Annotated in this window: 15 protein-coding genes; 5 read left to right on the top strand and 10 right to left on the bottom strand. The window is 64.6% G+C overall.

Annotation, left to right across the window (positions count from 1 at the left end; all coding sequences use genetic code 11):
* A complete protein-coding gene (locus ABCR88_RS18470; RefSeq protein ID WP_015635269.1) occupies positions 1-1,236 on the bottom strand; it encodes a 3-methyl-2-oxobutanoate dehydrogenase (2-methylpropanoyl-transferring) subunit alpha in 1,236 nt (411 codons plus the stop codon).
* Between the two features lie 196 nt (positions 1,237-1,432).
* Between ABCR88_RS18470 and bkdR the strand changes: the two genes are divergently transcribed.
* Complete coding sequence (gene bkdR / locus ABCR88_RS18465; RefSeq protein WP_011060831.1) at positions 1,433-1,921, top strand: Bkd operon transcriptional regulator BkdR; 489 nt, start codon at positions 1,433-1,435, stop codon at positions 1,919-1,921.
* 3 nt (positions 1,922-1,924) lie between these two features.
* Here bkdR and ABCR88_RS18460 read toward each other — a convergent pair whose 3' ends face one another.
* Complete coding sequence (locus ABCR88_RS18460; protein WP_236203568.1) at positions 1,925-3,121, bottom strand: HD-GYP domain-containing protein; 1,197 nt, start codon at positions 3,119-3,121, stop codon at positions 1,925-1,927.
* 117 nt (positions 3,122-3,238) lie between these two features.
* Positions 3,239-4,861, bottom strand: a complete 1,623-nt coding sequence (locus tag ABCR88_RS18455; protein ID WP_350403015.1) for a methyl-accepting chemotaxis protein — start codon at positions 4,859-4,861, stop codon at positions 3,239-3,241.
* A gap of 247 nt (positions 4,862-5,108) precedes the next feature.
* Here ABCR88_RS18455 and ABCR88_RS18450 point away from each other — a divergent pair, with 247 nt between their 5' ends.
* The gene (locus tag ABCR88_RS18450) at positions 5,109-6,593 is read left to right on the top strand and encodes a DASS family sodium-coupled anion symporter (RefSeq protein ID WP_350403013.1); all 1,485 of its coding nucleotides are present in this window, start codon (positions 5,109-5,111) and stop codon (positions 6,591-6,593) included.
* Between the two features lie 15 nt (positions 6,594-6,608).
* On the opposite strand, the gene dapF is transcribed toward ABCR88_RS18450, so the two are convergent.
* Positions 6,609-7,403 (bottom strand): diaminopimelate epimerase, encoded by a 795-nt coding sequence (gene dapF, locus ABCR88_RS18445; protein WP_350403011.1) that lies wholly within the window; start codon positions 7,401-7,403, stop codon positions 6,609-6,611.
* 208 nt (positions 7,404-7,611) lie between these two features.
* On the opposite strand from dapF, the gene ABCR88_RS18440 reads away from it, so the two are divergent.
* Positions 7,612-9,273, top strand: coding sequence for an MFS transporter (locus tag ABCR88_RS18440; protein ID WP_350403009.1), 1,662 nt, complete (start codon positions 7,612-7,614; stop codon positions 9,271-9,273).
* The gene (locus ABCR88_RS18435) at positions 9,270-10,394 is read left to right on the top strand and encodes an HlyD family secretion protein (RefSeq protein ID WP_019094312.1); all 1,125 of its coding nucleotides are present in this window, start codon (positions 9,270-9,272) and stop codon (positions 10,392-10,394) included. The genes ABCR88_RS18440 and ABCR88_RS18435 overlap by 4 nt, the downstream gene beginning before the upstream one ends.
* A gap of 225 nt (positions 10,395-10,619) precedes the next feature.
* Here the strand turns inward: ABCR88_RS18435 and copD are convergent, their stop codons facing one another.
* The 3 genes from copD to ABCR88_RS18420 are packed head-to-tail and all read right to left on the bottom strand — an operon-like array spanning position 10,620 to position 12,331.
* Entirely contained in the window at positions 10,620-11,495 is an 876-nt protein-coding gene (gene copD, locus ABCR88_RS18430; RefSeq protein WP_350403005.1) for a copper homeostasis membrane protein CopD, read from the bottom strand.
* A gap of 3 nt (positions 11,496-11,498) precedes the next feature.
* Positions 11,499-11,867, bottom strand: a complete 369-nt coding sequence (copC, locus tag ABCR88_RS18425; protein WP_350403001.1) for a copper homeostasis periplasmic binding protein CopC — start codon at positions 11,865-11,867, stop codon at positions 11,499-11,501.
* 29 nt (positions 11,868-11,896) lie between these two features.
* The gene (locus ABCR88_RS18420) at positions 11,897-12,331 is read right to left on the bottom strand and encodes a GNAT family N-acetyltransferase (RefSeq protein WP_350402997.1); all 435 of its coding nucleotides are present in this window, start codon (positions 12,329-12,331) and stop codon (positions 11,897-11,899) included.
* Between the two features lie 264 nt (positions 12,332-12,595).
* On the opposite strand from ABCR88_RS18420, the gene ABCR88_RS18415 reads away from it, so the two are divergent.
* Positions 12,596-13,216, top strand: coding sequence for a TetR/AcrR family transcriptional regulator (locus ABCR88_RS18415; RefSeq protein WP_011060841.1), 621 nt, complete (start codon positions 12,596-12,598; stop codon positions 13,214-13,216).
* Positions 13,217-13,300: 84 nt separating this feature from the next.
* Here ABCR88_RS18415 and preA read toward each other — a convergent pair whose 3' ends face one another.
* The 3 genes from preA to hydA form a co-directional block, all read right to left on the bottom strand.
* The gene (gene preA, locus ABCR88_RS18410) at positions 13,301-14,575 is read right to left on the bottom strand and encodes an NAD-dependent dihydropyrimidine dehydrogenase subunit PreA (protein ID WP_350402994.1); all 1,275 of its coding nucleotides are present in this window, start codon (positions 14,573-14,575) and stop codon (positions 13,301-13,303) included.
* Complete coding sequence (locus ABCR88_RS18405; RefSeq protein WP_350402992.1) at positions 14,576-15,943, bottom strand: NAD(P)-dependent oxidoreductase; 1,368 nt, start codon at positions 15,941-15,943, stop codon at positions 14,576-14,578.
* Between the two features lie 177 nt (positions 15,944-16,120).
* Positions 16,121-17,560 (bottom strand): dihydropyrimidinase, encoded by a 1,440-nt coding sequence (gene hydA, locus ABCR88_RS18400; RefSeq protein ID WP_350402990.1) that lies wholly within the window; start codon positions 17,558-17,560, stop codon positions 16,121-16,123.
* Positions 17,561-17,570: the final 10 nt, after the last annotated feature.

Genomic DNA, 17,570 nt, shown 5'->3' with positions numbered 1-17,570 from the left:
TCAGATCCCCAGTTCCTGGCGTTGGCGTTTCAAGTGCTCGGGCATGTCCTTGTAGACATCCTCGAACATGGTCGCGGCGCTGGGGATCTGGCCGCCGGCGAGGGTGCCGTACTGCTCGGCTTCCTTCTGGGCGGCGATGACCTGGGCTTCCAGCTCGGCACTGACCGCGGCGTGTTCCTCTTCGGACCACTGGCCGATCTTGATCAGGTGCTGCTTGAGACGGGCAATCGGATCGCCCAGGGGGAAGTGGCTCCAGTCGTCGGCCGGGCGGTATTTCGACGGGTCGTCGGAAGTGGAGTGCGGGCCGGCGCGGTAGGTGACCCACTCGATCAGGGTCGGGCCAAGGTTGCGGCGGGCACGTTCGGCGGCCCAGCGCGAGGCGGTGTAGACGGCGATGAAGTCGTTGCCGTCGACCCGCAGGGAAGCGATGCCGCAGCCCACGCCGCGTCCGGCGAAGGTGGTGGCTTCACCGCCGGCGATGGCCTGGAAAGTGGAGATGGCCCACTGGTTGTTGACCACGTTGAGGATCACCGGTGCGCGGTACACGTGGGCGAAGGTCAGGGCGGTGTGGAAGTCCGACTCGGCGGTGGCGCCGTCGCCGATCCAGGCCGAGGCGATCTTGGTATCGCCCTTGATCGCCGAGGCCATGCCCCAGCCCACGCCCTGCACGAACTGGGTCGCCAGGTTGCCGGAGATAGTAAAGAACCCGGATTCCTTCACCGAGTACATGATCGGCAGCTGGCGCCCCTTGAGCGGATCGCGCTCGTTGGACAGCAGCTGGCAGATCATTTCCACCAGCGGCACTTCCCGGGCCATCAGGATGCTTTGCTGGCGGTAGGTGGGGAAGCACATGTCGTCGAGGTTCAACGCCAGGGCCTGGGCACTGCCGATGGCTTCCTCGCCCAGGCTCTGCATATAGAAGGACATCTTCTTCTGCCGTTGGGCGACCACCATGCGATTGTCGAAGATCCGCGTCTTGAGCATGGCGCGCATGCCCTGGCGGAGGATCTCCACAGGCACGTCCGCGGCCCAGTCGCCCAGGGCGTTGCCCTGATCGTCGAGCACGCGGATCAGGCCACGGGCCAGGTCGGCGCAGTCGGCAGGTTCGATATCGATAGGAGGTTTGCGGGCCAGGCCGGCGTCGTTCAGACGCAGGTAGGTGAAGTCGGTCTTGCAGCCGGGACGGCCCGAGGGTTCGGGAACGTGCAGGCGTAGCGGTGCATACGCTGGGGTCATGGCTTTCTACGCTCGATCTTGTGGATTTCTTGTAATTGGGCGCGCTAGCTGACAGTCATTCCCTGGGTAAGAGAAATCTTGTCCTACAAACATCATAGGCCGGGCGTAGAAGAATATTTATCTCTGTTTCATTGCGCTGGACGGTATTTGCAGATAAAAAATCTGCATAAACATAAAAAACAGGTTGTTTTGTCTCATGCGCAAACTGGACCGTACCGATATCGGCATTCTCAACAGTCTTCAGGAGAATGCCCGCATCACCAACGCCGACCTGGCCCGTTCGGTGAACCTTTCTCCCACCCCGTGCTTCAACCGGGTCAAGGCCATGGAGGAGCTGGGGCTGATCCGCGAGCAGGTGACCCTGCTGGATGCCGACCTGTTGGGGTTGCACGTCAATGTGTTCATCCACGTCAGCCTGGAGAAGCAGGTGGAAGAGGCCCTGCAGCACTTCGAGGAGGCCATCGCCGACCGCCCGGAGGTGATGGAGTGCTACCTGATGGCCGGTGATCCGGACTATCTGATCCGGGTGCTGGTGCCCAGCATCCAGTCCCTGGAACGCTTCATGATGGACTTCCTGACCAAGGTCCCCGGGGTGGCCAATATCCGTTCCAGCTTCGCCCTCAAGCAGGTGCGCTACAAGACCGCGCTGCCCTTGCCGGCCAACGGCCTGACCCTGGGCACCTGAGGTTCAGGCCGGGACTTCGCTCCACAGCTGTTGCAGTTGCTTGAAGTCCCAGGCCTCTTGCGCTTCCCGGGCGACGATGTGTTCCTCGCCCTGCAGCCGTGAAAGGTCCAGGACCCGTTGCGGCAGGGGCATCTTCGAGCGTGTGGAAAAGAACACCTTGACCTTGGGCAGCAGCAGCGACTCGCTGTTCTGCTCCAGGACCACCGCCAGCTTGCCGCTGTTCAGGCGCACCAGGGAACCCACCGGGTAGATGCCCACGCACTTGACCAGGGCCTGCAACACCCGCGGGCCGAAATGCCCGGTCCAGCCGGACATGCGCTGCAAGGCTTCGGCCGGGTCCCAGCCACGGTTGTAGGGGCGGGTCGAGGTCACGGCGTCATACACGTCGCAGACCGCGCCCATCTGTGCGAACAGACTGATCTGCTCCCCCGCCAGGTGGTGCGGGTAGCCGCTGCCGTCGATCTTTTCGTGATGGTGCAGGCACACATCCAGCACCAGCGCGTCCAGCTGCGGGTTCTGGCGCAGGATGGCACCACCGGCGGCAGGGTGCAGCTTGACCCGCTCGAACTCGTCGGCGGAGAGTTTTTCCGGTTTGTTGAGGATGCTGTCGGGGATGGTCAGCTTGCCGATGTCGTGCAGCAGCCCGGCGACTCCGGCCTGGTGCACCTGCTCCACCGGCAGCTCCAGTTGCCGGGCCACCGCCACCATCAGCGCGCAGACCGCCACCGAGTGCATGTAGGTGTAGTCGTCGGCGGTCTTGAGCCGGGCCAGGCTGATCAGCACGTCGGGGTGGCGCAGCAGCGAGCTGGAGATGTTGTGCACCAGCTCGTCCACCTGGACCAGCTCGATGGCCTGGCCCATGCGCACCTCCTGGAACATCTGCATCACCGCCTTCTTGGAGTGGGCGCAGATCTTCAGCGCACGCTGGATTTCCTCGGCCCGCTCGACCCGCAGCGGGGCTTCGCTCTTGAGCGGCGGCTGGGCGGCCGGCGCGCTGGGCTGCGGGTTCGCCGGCAGGTCCAGGCCCTTGTCCGAGTCGATCCACAGGCTGCTGACATTGGACTGGCGCAGGCGCTGCAGGTCGGCGTGGCTATTGAGCACGAAGCCGGCTTTCCAGAACGAATGGTCCAGCCACGAACCGCAGAACTGGTGGATATACATGCCCATCTGCAACTGCTGCACGGAAATGAGTTTGAGCACGGTCGAGCCCCCCACCTGATTCAGACCGGCCCGGGCGCCAAGAGGCGGCCCGGGCTGGCTGATCGATAACGCTCCTTGCCGTTACTTATCCTGAACCGCTTGACCGGTCACGCCCGGTCAGAGGGAGAAGCGTGCCACCAGTTTGTTCAGACTGACCGCCAGTGACGACAGTTCACTGCTGGCGATGGAAGTCTGACTGGCGGCGGACGAGCTTTGCAGCGACAGGTCGCGGATGCTCATCAGGTTCTGGTCCACCGAGCGTGCCACCTGGGCCTGTTCCTCCGAGGCGGTGGCGATCATCAGGTTGCGTTCGTTGATTTCGCTGATGGCCTGGGTGATATGACCGATGGCGGCGCCGGCCTCGTGGGCGATGGCCAGGGTCTGGCTGGCGTCCTCGCTGCTTTGCTGCATAGACAGCATAGCCTTGCTCGAACCGCTCTGGATGCCCTGGATCATCTGCTCGATCTCCTGGGTCGAGAGCTGGGTGCGGTGGGCGAGGGCGCGCACTTCATCGGCCACCACGGCGAAGCCGCGGCCCTGTTCCCCGGCCCGGGCGGCCTCGATCGCGGCGTTCAGGGCCAGCAGGTTGGTCTGCTCGGCAATGGCGCGGATCACATCCAGGACCTTGGTGATGTCCTGGGCCTGCTGGGCCAGGCCGGCCATTTCCAGCCGGGTGTGTTCCACGGTGCCGGTGAGTTTCTCGATGGAGTGGATGGTCTGCTCGACCCGCTCCTTGCCCAGCCCGGCCGAGCGCTCGGAGGCCTGGGTGGATTGCGAGGCGGACACCGCGTTGCGTGCCACTTCCTCCACCGCAGCGGTCATTTCATTGACCGCGGTGGCGGCCTGGTCGGTCTCCATGCTCTGTTGCTGGATGCCGGCGTTGGACTCGCGGGTGATGGCGCTCATTTCCTCGGCGGCGGAGGCCAGTTGGGTGGAGGAGTCGGCAATATGGCGGATGGTCGACTTCAGGCTGTCGAGCATGGACTGGGTGGATTTCTGCAGGTCGGTGAGTTCGTCCTGGCCGCTGACTTCCACTTGGGCGCGCAGGTCGCCCTCGGCGATTTTCTGCGTGGTGGCCAGCAGCGATTGCACCGGGCGGGTGATGCTGCGGGTGAACAGGGTGGCGATGAGCATGGTCAGGACAATCGCCAGGACGATGATCAGCGAGGTCAGGGTCAGGCCGCTGTCGAATTGCTCGCCGGCCACGGTCGCCGAGTGTGCGGCACCGCTCTCGTTGATCTTGATCAGGGCCTCGATGGCGCTTTGCAGGGTATTGGCCAGGGGCACGGTGACCTGATTGATGTAGTCGCTGCTCTGTTGCGCGGTGTTGGTCTTGCTCGCATCGATCAGCACCGCCAGCTTGTCCAGGTAGTCCTGGGCGCCGCGCTTGACCTGTTCAAAGGTGGTTTTTTCCTCGGCGCTGGAGACCAGCGGCTCGTAGTCCTTGATGGCCTGGGCCAGGATGGTTTTCAGGCTAGCCAGCTTGTCCAGGGATGCGCCTTTCTGGGCATCGTTCTCAGTGGCGTAGTGCAGTGCCTCCAGGCGCACGCGCAAGGTGCCGGATTCGATTTTCGTGGCTTGCCTGACGCTGGGCAGCCAGTTGGTTTGCAGATCCAGTGCCGCGTCGTGAATCTGCCCCATTTTCCACAGTGCCAGCCCTCCCAGACCAATCAGCAGTACACAGATGGCGCCGAAACTCAGTAGCGCCCTTGAAGTCAGTTTCATGTTTCTTGTCACCATAAAGGCACCTTGCAGGTTGGAGTGATATAGCCAAGTACGTTTCGACTCCTTGTCGCCTTGATAGCACTCTGACTCCAAATAGATGAAAAATCTGTAGAGATGTAAAAAAATATTTCTGCGAATGGTTTTTTGTCCTGCAAAGGGACAGCTCCAGGCCGGGCGCCCCACCGCGCTTGACCTTCATCAAGGCGCTTTTCGCGGTTTTGCGGCACCCTTGGCGCCTCTCCAATGGAAAAGGAAAAGGCCCATGAATACGCCTCTGACAACGGCGCCCGCGGCCAAGGCCGTATTACCGATTGGATTGCTGATCGCCGTGCTGGCGATGGTTGCCGTGCTGCTGTTGCCACTGCCCGCCGACCTGCCGGTGGCGGGGCACCGGATGCTGGCGATCCTGGCCTTTGCCGTGGTGGTGTGGATCAGCGAGGCGGTGTCCTACGAGGCCAGCGCGATCATGATCACGGCCTTGATGGCCTTCCTCATCGGCACCGCGCCCACCCTGCAGGACCCGAGCCAGCTCTATGGCAGCTCGGCGGCCATCGGCCTGGCCCTCACCGGGTTCTCCAACTCGGCCCTGGCTCTGGTGGCCGGTGCCTTGTTCATCGCCGCCGCCATGACCCACACCGGCCTCGACCGGCGCATCGCCCTGGTGACCCTGACCCGGGTCGGCACCAGCACCCGGCGCATCCTTATCGGCGCCATCGCCGTGACTATCCTCCTCAGCCTGCTGGTGCCCAGCGCCACCGCGCGCAGTGCCTGCGTGGTGCCGATCATGATGGGGGTGATTGCCGCGTTCGGCGTCGACAAGCGCTCGAACATCGCCGCCGGGCTGATGATCGTCGTGGCCCAGGGCACCAGCATCTGGAACGTCGGGATCCAGACCGCAGCGGCGCAGAACCTGCTGACCGTGGGCTTCATGGACAAGATGCTCGGCCAGCGCGTGGCCTGGCTCGACTGGCTGATCGCCGGCGCGCCCTGGGCGGTGATCATGTCCCTGGTGCTGCTGTGGCTGGTGCTGAAACTGCTGCCGCCTGAAACCGACAGCATTCCCGGCGGCAAGGAATCGGTGGCCCAGTCCCTGGCGGACATCGGCCCCATGACCGGGCCGCAGAAGCGCCTGCTGGCGGTGTCGGTGCTGCTGCTGTTGGCCTGGTCCACCGAAGGCAAGCTGCACCCCTTCGACACCACGACCACCACCTACGCCGGGCTGGTGATACTGCTGCTGCCGCGGATCGGCATCATGACCTGGAAGGATGTGCAGTCGCGCATTCCCTGGGGCACGGTGATCGTCTTCGGGGTCGGCATCAGCCTCGGTTCGGCGCTGCTCAGTACCCAGGCCGGGCAGTGGCTGGGGAGCCAGGTGGTGGCCCATACCGGCCTGGACCAGGTGGGGCCTTTGGCGGTGTTCGCGATTCTCGCGGCGTTCCTGATCCTCATCCACCTGGGGTTCGCCAGCGCCACGGCGCTGACCTCGGCCTTGCTGCCGATCCTGATCGCCGTGCTGCAGACCCTGCCGGGTGAGTTCAGCCGCCTGGGCATGACCATGCTCCTGGGCTTTGTGGTCAGCTACGGCTTCATCCTGCCGATCAACGCGCCGCAGAACATGGTCTGCCTGGGTACCGAGACCTTCAACGCGCGGCAGTTCGCCCGGGTCGGGCTGCTGGTGACGCTGATCGGCTACCTGCTGATGCTGGTGTTCGCCATGACCTGGTGGAAATGGCTGGGCTGGATGTAGGAAAAGTAAATCCCTTCACAGTGACCCGCTGAACACCCGGGTCACGCTGCCGGCCAGGCGCACCTTGCCCTGGCCGTCCCAGCTCACCGTCACCGGCCCGCCATCGCACAGCACCCGCACCGGGCTGTCCAGCAGGCCGCGGCGGATGCCGTTGACTGCCGCTGCGCAGGAGCAGGAGCCGGAACCCAGGGGGATGGCGCCATTGCGCTCCCAGATGCGCAGGCGGATGGTCTGGCGGTCGATCACCTGGATGAAGTGCACGTTGGTCTTGTGTGGAAACAGCGGGTCGCTCTCGATCTGTGGGCCCAGCGTGGCAATGTCCAGCGGTGCCAGGTCGGCGACGAAAAAACTGCAATGGGGATTGCCCATGCTGCACGCCGCCGGTGTTCCCGGCAGTGGCAGGTGCAGGCTGTCCAGCTCTCGGACCAGGGGAATGGACTGCCAGTCGAACGACGGCAGGCCCATTTCCACCGACACCGACCGATCTTCAAGGCGCAGGCATTGCTGCAGACCGCGGGCGGTTTTCACCTGTACCGAGGTGATGCCGCTTTCCTGCATCAGCAGATCGGCGGCGCCCCGGGTGGCACTGCCGCAGGTGTCCAGGCTGGAACCATCGGCGTTGAAGAAGGTCAGTTGCGCCGCGCTGTCGCTGCAATCGCCGAGCACCACCAACTGATTGAAACCGATGCCACGCCGGCGGTCCCCCAGGGCCCTGGCTAGCTCGCGGGTGATCGGGTTGGTGCGGCCACGGGCATCGATCAGCACGAAGTCGTCACCATTGGCGTGCATCTTCACAAAGTTCAGGGGCATTCGGGCTCCAACAGGCGAGGGCAGGAAAGGGCGGGGGCCAGCGCATGCAGGATTCCGAAAAAAAGCCACCGACGCCAGCGCCTTAAAATAAAATTCATCCTGCAAGCCCCGGCATTGCCTGGATGGCGGGATTTTCCGGCACACTGCCGGACCACCGGGAATATCGCCGACCGCCGCAACAGCGGCCGGCACAGCACAAGGTCATGGCATGGATCACTACGCCCCGCGCAACTGGCAGCCCCACGAAAAGCCCAGTTTGCCCGGCTCTCCCTCGACACCGTTGCATCCCACCCACAAGCGCCTGGCCTATGCGCTGGTGGGCTTGCTGGTGGCCATCACCGGTGGCCTGGGCAACTCGTTGGTGATCGCCAACCTGCCGTACCTGCAGGGGGCGCTGGGGGCGACCACCGCGGAAATGGCCTGGCTGCCGGCCGCCTACGTGATGACCAACGTGTCGATGAACCTGTTGCTGGTGAAGTTTCGCCAGCAGTTCGGCCTGCGCGCCTTCACCGAAGTGTTCCTGGTGCTCTACGCCCTGGTGACCTTCGGCCACCTGTTCGTCAACGACCTGAGCTCGGCCATCGCCGTGCGCGCGGCCCACGGCATGGTCGGCGCGGCGCTGAGCTCCCTGGGCCTGTACTACATGGTCCAGGCCTTCCCGGCGAAGTGGCGGCTCAAGGCCCTGGTGCTGGGGCTGGGCGCCTCGCAACTGGCCTTGCCCCTGGCCCGGCTGTTTTCCGAGGACCTACTGCAGATTGCCGAATGGCGCGGCCTGTACCTGTTCGAGCTGGGCCTGGCGCTGACCTCCCTGGGCTGCGTGTTCATGCTCAAGCTGCCGCCGGGGGACCGCTTTCGCACCTTCGAGAAACTCGACTTCCTGACCTTTGCCCTATTGGCCACTGGCGTGGCCCTGCTGTGCGCGGTGCTGTCCCTGGGGCGCATCGACTGGTGGCTGGAGGCGCCGTGGATCGGCTACGCCAGCGCCGCCTCGATCGTGCTGATCTTGGCCGGGCTGTGCATCGAACATAACCGCAGCAACCCGATGCTGATGACCCGCTGGCTGGGCAGCGGGGCGATGATCCGCCTGGCCCTGGCAGTGATACTGATTCGCATGGTGCTGTCGGAACAGTCCACCGGCGCCGTGGGTTTTCTCCAGGCGCTGAACATGAGCAGCCAGCAGATGCGCATGCTATACGGGGTGATGCTGCTGGGCAGCATTGCCGGGCTGGCCACCAGCGCCCTGACCATCAACCCGGCGCACCTGCTGATGCCACTGGTCATTTCCCTGGCGCTGATGGCCGTGGGGTCGGTAATGGACAGCTTTTCGAGCAACCTCACGCGCCCGGCCAACATGTACTTCAGCCAGTTCCTGCTGGCCTTCGGCGGTACGTTCTTTCTTGGCCCGACCATGGTCCTGGGCACCCGCAACGTGCTGACCAACCCGCGCAACCTGGTGAGCTTCTCGGTGCTGTTCGGCATCTGCCAGAACCTCGGCGGGCTGATCGGCTCGGCCTTGCTCGGGACCTTCCAGATCGTGCGCGAGAAGTACCATTCCAGCCATATCGTCGAGCAGTTGACCCTGCTCGATCCCCAGGTCCTGGCCCGGGTACAGAGCGGCGGGGCGGCCTACGGCAAGGTCATCGCCGACCCGGACCTGCGCACCCTGCAAGGCATACGCAGCCTGGCCACCGCGGCCACGCGCGAAGCCAACGTGCTGGCCTATAACGATGTATTCATGCTGATTGCAGTGATTGCCGTACTGACCATGATCTGGATATTCATTCGCAGCCTGTGGCTGATGAGCACGACCCAAGCGGTCGCGCCCGCCGCCCCGGCTCCCGTTCAACAAAGTGGTGCCTCTTCTTCATGAGCGAAACCGTCAACCCCACCACCAACGCCATTGCCTCGACTCCCGAGCCCAGCGGCCCGCCGACCATGCCGGCCACCGAGCCACGGCCGCTGGCCGTGCGCATCATCTCGTCCCTGGGCTTTGCCGCCATCGCCATCGTTGGTGTGCTGATCGTGCTCTACGCGTGGCAACTGCCACCCTTCTCCAGCGCCATCGAAAGCACCGAGAACGCCCTGGTGCGGGGGCAGGTGACCATCATCGGCCCGCAGCTCAGTGGCTACGTGTTCGAGGTGCCGGTGCAGGACTTCCAGCAGGTCAAGGCCGGCGACCTGCTGGTGCGCCTTGACGACCGTATCTACCAGCAGCGCCTGGACCAGTCCCTGGCGCAACTGGCGGTGCAGAAGGCGGCCCTGGCCAATGCCCTGCAACAGCGCAACAGCGCCGAAGCCACCATCAAGCTGCGCCAGGCGGCCCTGGCCGACAGCCAGGCCCAGGCGCGCAAGAGCGCGGCCGACCTGCAACGCAACGAAGCACTGATTGCCGACGGCTCGGTGTCCCGGCGTGAACTGGACGTGACCCGCGCGGCCAATGCCCAGACCGTGGCCGCTGTGGCCCAGGCCCAGGCGCAACTGGAAATAGCCCGCCAGGACCTGCAGACCGTGATCGTCAACCGCGGCTCCCTGGAAGCGGCAGTGGCCAGCGCCGAAGCCGCGGTGGAACTGGCGCGGATCGACCTGTCCAACACCCGCATCCTCGCCCCGCGGGACGGCCAATTGGGGCAGATCGGCGTGCGCCTGGGGGCCTACGTCAACTCCGGCGCCCAGCTCATGGCCCTGGTGCCGAACCAGCTCTGGGTGATTGCCAACATGAAGGAAACCCAGATGGACAACGTCCGGGTCGGGCAGCCGGTGAGCTTTACCGTGGACGCCCTGAACCACCGCAAATTCACCGGCAAGGTGCAGCGGATCTCCCCGGCCACCGGTTCCGAGTTCGCCTTGCTGCAGGCCGACAATGCCACCGGCAACTTCGTCAAGATTGCCCAGCGGGTGCCGGTGCGGATCACCGTCGACCCGGACCAGCCAGAGCTTGAACGCCTGCGCCCGGGATTGTCGGTGGTGGTCAGCATTGATACCAGCCAATAGCCGACACACCACCTCACGTAGGAGCCGGCTTGCCGGCGAAGGGGCCGGCAAGATTTGCACCGATGCTGCAAACGCCTTCGCTGGCAAGCCAGCTCCTACAAGGGCTGGGTTTTCCCAAGGCTCGATGCTTTGCGTAGGAGCCGGCTTGCCGGCGAAGCGGTCCGTAAGATTTGCAGCGATGCTGCCGACGCTTTCGCTGGCAAGCCAGCTCCTACAGGCTGAGGTTTAGACCGCCTGCATCGGCGGCAAGGTGCCCAGCAACGAGACCGCCGCCACTGCGGCCACACCCAGCAGCCATTCCACCTGCACGCTGTTGCGCAGGCTGGCAAGGCGCTGGTCGCAGCCGCGAATCCGCAGGCGGTTGAACAGTGCCAGCGCGAGCATGCCCGCCACCAGCAGCACCTTGATCAGCAGAATCAGGGCAAAGCCGCTGAACAAGGGCGTCGGCCACCATTGCCCGGTGAGCACCCGCACATTGATCAGGCCGCTTGCCAGCAACCCCGTGACCACGCCGTACCCCACACCGCTGAAACGCCGCAACAGCGGTTCCACTGAGGCCTGTGGTGGTTGCCGCAACACCAGCAGCAACACCAGCAAACCGCCAAGCCAGATGCCCACGCAGCTCAGGTGAACGACCTGGTTGAGGATCAGCAACTGCCCCGCCAACCCATCGAGCATGGCACCGTGGCCCACCGGAGCCAGGGTTGCCAGGAGCAGGGCGCCCAGGCCCAGTTGCAGTGGCAGGCGCCGGCCCAGCGGGGTCAGCAGCAGGCCCAGCAACAGCAGGTTGAGCGACAGATGCCAGCTCCACACCTGGCCGAAGAAGGTCTTGCCCAGCACCAACTGCACGGTCGCCGGGTCCAGCGCTGCCGGCCAGGAGCCGGCCATGCTGGCGGTGATCAGCAACAGCCAGCACAGGCCGCTGCAAAGGCCGGCCAGTGCCAGCCAGCGGCAGAGCCGATCGAGCTGTCGATGCACGGCGCCATGGCCGCTCTGCGCGGAATCACGGCCCAGCAGCAGCGGGCGAAACACCCAGGCCCCGACCAGGGTCAGCACCACCGCAAAGTGCACGAAGCGGCACAGCACCAGCCATGACGCCATGGATTACTGGCTCACCTTGAAGCTGTAGCTGCCTTCGCTCTTGTGGGTGTCCACCGACACCGCGTGCCATTGCACCTTGTACTCGCCGGCGGGCAGCGGCGTGGCGACCGGGGTGACCACCAGGGTCTTCTTGTCCGCGCCTTCGGTGGCGACGCTTTTGACCTCCACCGGGGCGCCGTCCTTGCTCAGCTTGACCTGGGTGAAGGCCGCTTCCACGCCTTCGGTGAATACAAGACGCAGCTCGCTGGGCGCGCTGACAGTGCCTTGGGCCGCCGGGGTCGAGCTTTTCAGGTGGGCGTGGGCGAACACCGAACTGGCGGCCAGCAGGGAGGACAGCAGGGCGGTGGTGGTGAAGAGGTTTTTCAGGGACATGGCAGGTTTACCTTTAAAGAGAACGGGGCTCATTGGTCTTGCAACTGCATGTGAATGATCGGAAACGGCCGGCCTTCACCGTCGGTTTCCGAACGGCCGCAGTCGACGAAGCCATAGCGACGGTAGAAACCATGGGCCTGGGGGTTCTGTTCATTGACGTCAACCTTGAGGCCGGGACGGCGTACGTGATCCAGAAGCTTTCGACCGATACCCCGGCCCCGTTGGGCCGGTTCGATGAACAGCATTTGTACCGTGTCGTCGCTGGTGGCGATAAAACCGCCGGGGCTGGCGTCGGGGTTCTCCCAGACCCAGGCCTTAAGGGCCGGCAGGTAGCTGTCGCGTACCAGCGGGTACAGGCGCTGGATATCGTCTTCAGCGATAAAGTCATGGGTGGCGCGGACCGAACGCTCCCAGAGCGCGGTCAGCAGGGCGTCGTCCGCAGCGACGCGAGGGCGAATCTTCATGGGTGTCTTCCATCAGTATCAGGACAGATGGCCGGCGGTGGGGCAGGGCCGGCATTCGGGCAGAGACCTGTATGCCCGTGTCGCGAATTAACGCCTGGACGGAGCACCGCAGTGGCTGCTGCAAATGAGCGGGAGGCCGATCCTACCCAATATGGCCGGGTGGTGAAAGACCGACGCAGGCCGGCGATGTCGCAGGCCTGGCAGCTCCCCGCAGCGGGCGGGCGGATGCTAGTCTTGCCCCAGACTGTTTTCGTAGGAGCCCTCATGGGCAATCACAAGATCGAGATTCGTCGCAGCAACGTGGAAAAAATCCTCCTGGGTGCCGAGAAAATCTTCGCTGAAAAGGGCTATGCCGGCACCGCCATGGCCGACATCGCCGAAGAAGTGCAACTGCCGCGCTCCAACCTGCATTACTACTTCAGCACCAAGAACGAGCTGTACAGCGCTGTGCTCCTGGACCTGCTGGATGTGTGGAAACAGGACGCATTGTGCTTCGAGATGTTCGATGACCCGCGGGTGGTGCTCAGCAGCTACATCCGCGCCAAGATGCAGCATTCACGCAGCCGGCCCTATGGCTCCAAGGTCTGGGCCAACGAAATCATGCACGGCGCGCCGACCCTGGGCGAGACCCTGGATGCCAGCCTGTACGACTGGGCGAAGATGAAGGAAGCGAAGATCCGCCAATGGGTGGAGGACGGGCGGATCCTGCCGGTGGAGCCGTCGAGCCTGCTGTACATGATCTGGGCCTCGACCCAGCATTACGCCGACTTCGACCATCAGGTGATGATCCTCAACGACCATCAACCGTTGTCGGATTTGCAATTCGAGCGGGCGGTGCAGACCGTCACCAGCGTCATCCTGCGGGGCATCGGCCTGGAACCCTGAACCTGCATCGCCGCTTCCCGTAGGAGCTGGCTTGCCAGCGAAGGGGCCCGCAAGACCGCCTTCGCCGGCAAGAGCAGGCCTCTCTCAAACAGCTTCGCGGTAGGGATTGCGCGGATCATGCAGCCAGTCGAGGAACGGTTTGCCCGAGTCCTGGGGCACCATCTCGATGCAGTCCTGCACCGGGCAGGTGATCTGGCACAGGTTGCAGCCCACGCATTCGTCGTCGATCACTTCATATACATGGGTGCCGTCGGCTTGCCGGAGGCTGGCAATCGCCTGGTGCGAGGTGTCTTCGCAGGCGATATGGCAGCGGCCGCAGCCAATGCAGGCCTGCTGGTCGATCCTGGCGATCACCTGGTAGTTGATGTCCAGGTACTTCCAGTCGGTGGTGTTGCCCACCGCGCGCCCGGAGAAGTCCTGCAGGCTGCGATAGCCCTGGCTGTCCATCCACCGCGACAGCCCATCCTTCATTTCCTCGACGATGCGAAAGCCATGCAGCATTGCCGCAGTGCACACCTGCACGGCGCCACAGCCCAGGGCCACGAACTCGGCGGCGTCGCGCCAGTTGCTGATGCCGCCAATGCCGCAGATCGGCAGGCCGGGGGTCTGCGGGTCGCGGGCAATCTCGGCCACCATGTTCAGGGCGATCGGCTTGACCGCCGAACCGCAGTAGCCGCCGTGGGTGCTCTGGCTGCCCACCATCGGGTGGGCCACCATGCGCTCCAGGTCGACGCTGGTGATGGAGTTGATGGTGTTGATCAGCGATACCGCGTCGGCCCCGCCACGATGGGCGGCGCGGGCGGCAATGCGAATGTCGGTGATGTTCGGCGTCAGCTTGACGATCACCGGCAGCGAGCAGTAGGTCTTGCACCAGCGGGTCACCTGCTCGACATACTCCGGCACCTGGCCCACCGCCGCGCCCATGCCCCGTTCCGGCATGCCGTGGGGGCAGCCGAAGTTCAGTTCGATGCCGTCGCAGCCGGTGGCTTCTACCAGGGGCAGGATGGCTTTCCAGGATTCTTCGACGCAGGGCACCATCAGCGAGACGATCAGCGCCCGGTCCGGCCAATCCTTCTTCACCTGGGTGATTTCCCTGAGGTTGATCTCCAGGGAGCGGTCGGTGATCAGCTCGATGTTGTTGATCCCCATGACCTCGCGGTTGGGCCCGAAGTGCGCCGAGTAGCGCGACGACACGTTGATCGCCGCCGGGTCTTCACCCAGGGTTTTCCAGACCACGCCGCCCCAGCCGGCCTCGAACGCGCGAACCACGTTGTAGGCCTTGTCGGTGGGCGGCGCGGAGGCCAGCCAGAACGGGTTGGGGGCTTTGATACCGGCGAAGACAATCGACAGATCGGCCATTTACGCAGCCTCCACATTGAGCATGAGTTGGGCATGCATGGCCTCTGCGGCCAGCTTGCCGTGTTGCACCGCCTGCACGGTGAGGTCCTGGCCGAGGCTGACGCAGTCGCCGCCGGCATAGACTCCGGGAATGCTGGTGCGCAGGTGTTCGTCGACCTGGATACGTTCGCCGCTGCGTTGCAGCTCCCGGGCCAGCGGGTCGCTCAGGGCTGTAGCGTCGAAGCTCTGGCCGATGGCCTTGAAGATGGCATCGGCGGCCAGTTCGAAGGTGTCGCCGGTGGTTTGCAGGCGGCCTTCCATCATGCGGGTACGGGCGAAGCGCATGCCGCGCACCCGGCCCTGGTCATCCAGCAGCACTTCTTGCGGCGCGGCCCAGGTCAGCAGGCGTACCTGATTGGCCTTGGCGATGTCCTGTTCATGCTTGGTGGCGCCCATGTCCTCGACGCCCCGGCGGTACACCAGGTTGACGTCACTGGCACCCAGGCGCGCCATCTGCACCGCCATGTCGATGGCGGTATTGCCGGCGCCGAGCACGATGCAGCGCTCGGCCAGGGGCAGTTGGCTGAGGTCGTCGGCCTGGCGCAATTCGCGAATGTAGTCGGTGGCGGCCAGCAGCCCGGGGGCGTCTTCATGCTCCAGCCCCAGCTGCTTGCTGGCGGCCAGCCCGAGGCCGAGGAACACCGCGTCGAACTGCTGGTGCAGCTCGGTCAGGCTCAGGTTGGCGCCCAGCTTGTGCCCGTGGCGGATCTCGATGCCGCCCACTCCGAGGAGAAATTCCAGCTCCTGCTGGGTGAAGTCATCCACCAGCTTGTACTTGGCGATCCCGTATTCGTTGAGGCCGCCGGCCTTGTCCCGGGCTTCGAAAATCACCACTTCATGGCCATGCAGGGCACAGCGGTGGGCGCAGGACAAGCCCGCCGGGCCGGCGCCGACCACGGCGATGCGCTTGCCAGTGGGCGCGGCGCGCTGGAACGGGTGCTCGTTGAAGTGCGCGTTGTCCAGGGCATAGCGCTGCAACAGGCCGATCAGCACCGGCGCGCACTCCTGGGCGTTATTGCGCACGCAGGCCTGCTGGCAGAGGATTTCCGTGGGGCAGACCCGGGCGCAACTGCCGCCGAGGATATTGGCCGAGAGAATCTTCTGCGCCGCGCCCTGTACGTTGTCGGTGTGGATATTGCGGATGAACGAAGGAATGTCGATCTCGCTGGGGCACGCATTGACGCAGGGCGCGTCGTAGCAATACAGGCAGCGCGAGGCTTCCAGGTGGGCCTGGCGGGCGTTGAGTGGTGGCGCCAGATCGCTGAAATGACCGGCCAGGGTGGCGCCGTCCTGGGTCGGGTGGGGCAAGTGGTTCAAGGTCTTGATCACGGTATTGGCCTCACGGTTTTTTTTAGCGGCTGCCTCTGATGGGCATGTTTTCCAACTCCACGTAGGAGCCGGCTTGCCGGCGAAGAGGGCCTTGGGCCTGGTGGTGCCCTTGAGGACGCCTTCGCTGGCAAGCCAGCTCCTACACAAGCCAGCTCCTGCGATGGGGGAGGAGTGGGGTCAGCGTTTGACGGCGCTCGGCTTGTGCCGCTCGGCGCGCTTGCTCAAGAGGTCGAACACCGCCGGGTAGGCCGGGCGCTCGATGTAGCGCCCGGCGCCGCGTTCGGCCCGCAGGTCGCCGTCGGCCCACACCAGCCGGCCTTGGCTGATGGTGTGGCTGGGCACGCCGCGCACGGTCTTGCCCTCGAAGATGTTGAAGTCCACCTGCTGGTGGTGGGTCTTGGCGGAAATGGTGCGGCTGCCTTGCGGGTCCCAGAGCACCAGGTCGGCGTCGGCGCCGACGCGGATCGCGCCCTTGCGCGGGTAGAGGTTGAAGATCTTCGCGGTGTTGGTGGAGGTCAGGGCGACGAATTCCTGCATCGACAGGCGCCCGCTGTTCACCCCTTCATCCCACAGCACGGCCATGCGGTCCTCGATGCCGGCGGTGCCGTTGGGGATCTTGCTGAAATCATCGCGGCCGGCGGCTTTCTGTTCGGCGCAGAAGCAGCAGTGGTCGGTGGCGGTGGTGTGCAGGTTGCCCGATTGCAGGCCGCGCCACAGGGCCTCCTGATGGCCACGGGGGCGGAAGGGCGGGCTCATCACGTAGCCGGCGGCGGTCTGCCAATCCGGATCGCGGTACACGCTGTCGTCCAACAGCAGGTGCCCGGCCAGCACTTCACCGTAGACCGGCTGGCCCTTGCCCCGGGCATAGCTGATTTCGTCCAGGGCTTCCTGGGTTGAGACGTGCACCAGGTACAGCGGCGTGCCCAGGGTCTCGGCGATGCGAATGGCCCGGCTGGCGGCTTCGCCTTCGACTTGCGAAGGCCGCGACAACGGGTGGGCTTCCGGCCCGGTAATGCCCTGGGCCAGCAGCTTGCGTTGCAGGTGATACACCAGCTCGCCGTTTTCCGCGTGCACCGTGGGTACCGCCCCCAATTCCAGGCAGCGCTCGAAGCTCGCCACCAGGGTGTCGTCGGCGGCCATGATGGCGTTCTTGTAGGCCATGAAGTGCTTGAAACTGTTGATGCCGTGGTGCTGCACCAGCTCGGCCATTTCCTCGCGTACCTGCTCGCTCCACCAGGTGATGGCCACGTGGAAGCCGTAGTCGCTGGCGGATTTTTCCGCCCAGCCGCGCCACTGATGGAAGGCTTCCAGCAACGACTGCTGGGGGTTGGGAATCACGAAGTCGATGATTGAGGTGGTACCCCCCGCCAGACCCGCCGCCGTGCCGCTGAAAAAGTCTTCGCTGGCCACGGTGCCCATGAAGGGCAGTTGCATGTGGGTATGGGGGTCGATGCCGCCGGGCATCAGGTATTGGCCGCTGCCGTCGAGTACTTCACAGTCGGCGGGAATATCCAGATTTTGGCCGATGGCGCGAATCACACCCTCTGCGCAGAGCACATCGGCTTTATAACTTTCATCATGGGTAATAACGGTGGCGCCACGGATCAACAGAGACATTCCGAGTTCC

The organism is Pseudomonas sp. W17 (assembly GCF_040268305.1).
In the GTDB taxonomy this organism is placed as follows: Bacteria; Pseudomonadota; Gammaproteobacteria; order Pseudomonadales; family Pseudomonadaceae; genus Aquipseudomonas; species Aquipseudomonas protegens.
The sequence above is the reverse complement of the archived record's forward strand: the minus strand, read 5'-3'. Positions and strand labels throughout refer to the sequence as shown.

Excerpts from the sequence above, each read along its gene's own strand:
- ABCR88_RS18470 (WP_015635269.1), bottom strand. The coding sequence starts at position 1,236 with ATGACCCCAGCGTATGCACCGCTACGCCTGCACGTTCCCGAACCCTCG.
- bkdR (WP_011060831.1), top strand. The coding sequence starts at position 1,433 with ATGCGCAAACTGGACCGTACCGATATCGGCATTCTCAACAGTCTTCAG.
- ABCR88_RS18455 (WP_350403015.1), bottom strand. The coding sequence starts at position 4,861 with ATGGTGACAAGAAACATGAAACTGACTTCAAGGGCGCTACTGAGTTTC.
- ABCR88_RS18450 (WP_350403013.1), top strand. The coding sequence starts at position 5,109 with ATGAATACGCCTCTGACAACGGCGCCCGCGGCCAAGGCCGTATTACCG.
- dapF (WP_350403011.1), bottom strand. The coding sequence starts at position 7,403 with ATGCCCCTGAACTTTGTGAAGATGCACGCCAATGGTGACGACTTCGTG.
- ABCR88_RS18440 (WP_350403009.1), top strand. The coding sequence starts at position 7,612 with ATGGATCACTACGCCCCGCGCAACTGGCAGCCCCACGAAAAGCCCAGT.
- ABCR88_RS18435 (WP_019094312.1), top strand. The coding sequence starts at position 9,270 with ATGAGCGAAACCGTCAACCCCACCACCAACGCCATTGCCTCGACTCCC.
- copD (WP_350403005.1), bottom strand. The coding sequence starts at position 11,495 with ATGGCGTCATGGCTGGTGCTGTGCCGCTTCGTGCACTTTGCGGTGGTG.
- copC (WP_350403001.1), bottom strand. The coding sequence starts at position 11,867 with ATGTCCCTGAAAAACCTCTTCACCACCACCGCCCTGCTGTCCTCCCTG.
- ABCR88_RS18420 (WP_350402997.1), bottom strand. The coding sequence starts at position 12,331 with ATGAAGATTCGCCCTCGCGTCGCTGCGGACGACGCCCTGCTGACCGCG.
- ABCR88_RS18415 (WP_011060841.1), top strand. The coding sequence starts at position 12,596 with ATGGGCAATCACAAGATCGAGATTCGTCGCAGCAACGTGGAAAAAATC.
- preA (WP_350402994.1), bottom strand. The coding sequence starts at position 14,575 with ATGGCCGATCTGTCGATTGTCTTCGCCGGTATCAAAGCCCCCAACCCG.
- hydA (WP_350402990.1), bottom strand. The coding sequence starts at position 17,560 with ATGTCTCTGTTGATCCGTGGCGCCACCGTTATTACCCATGATGAAAGT.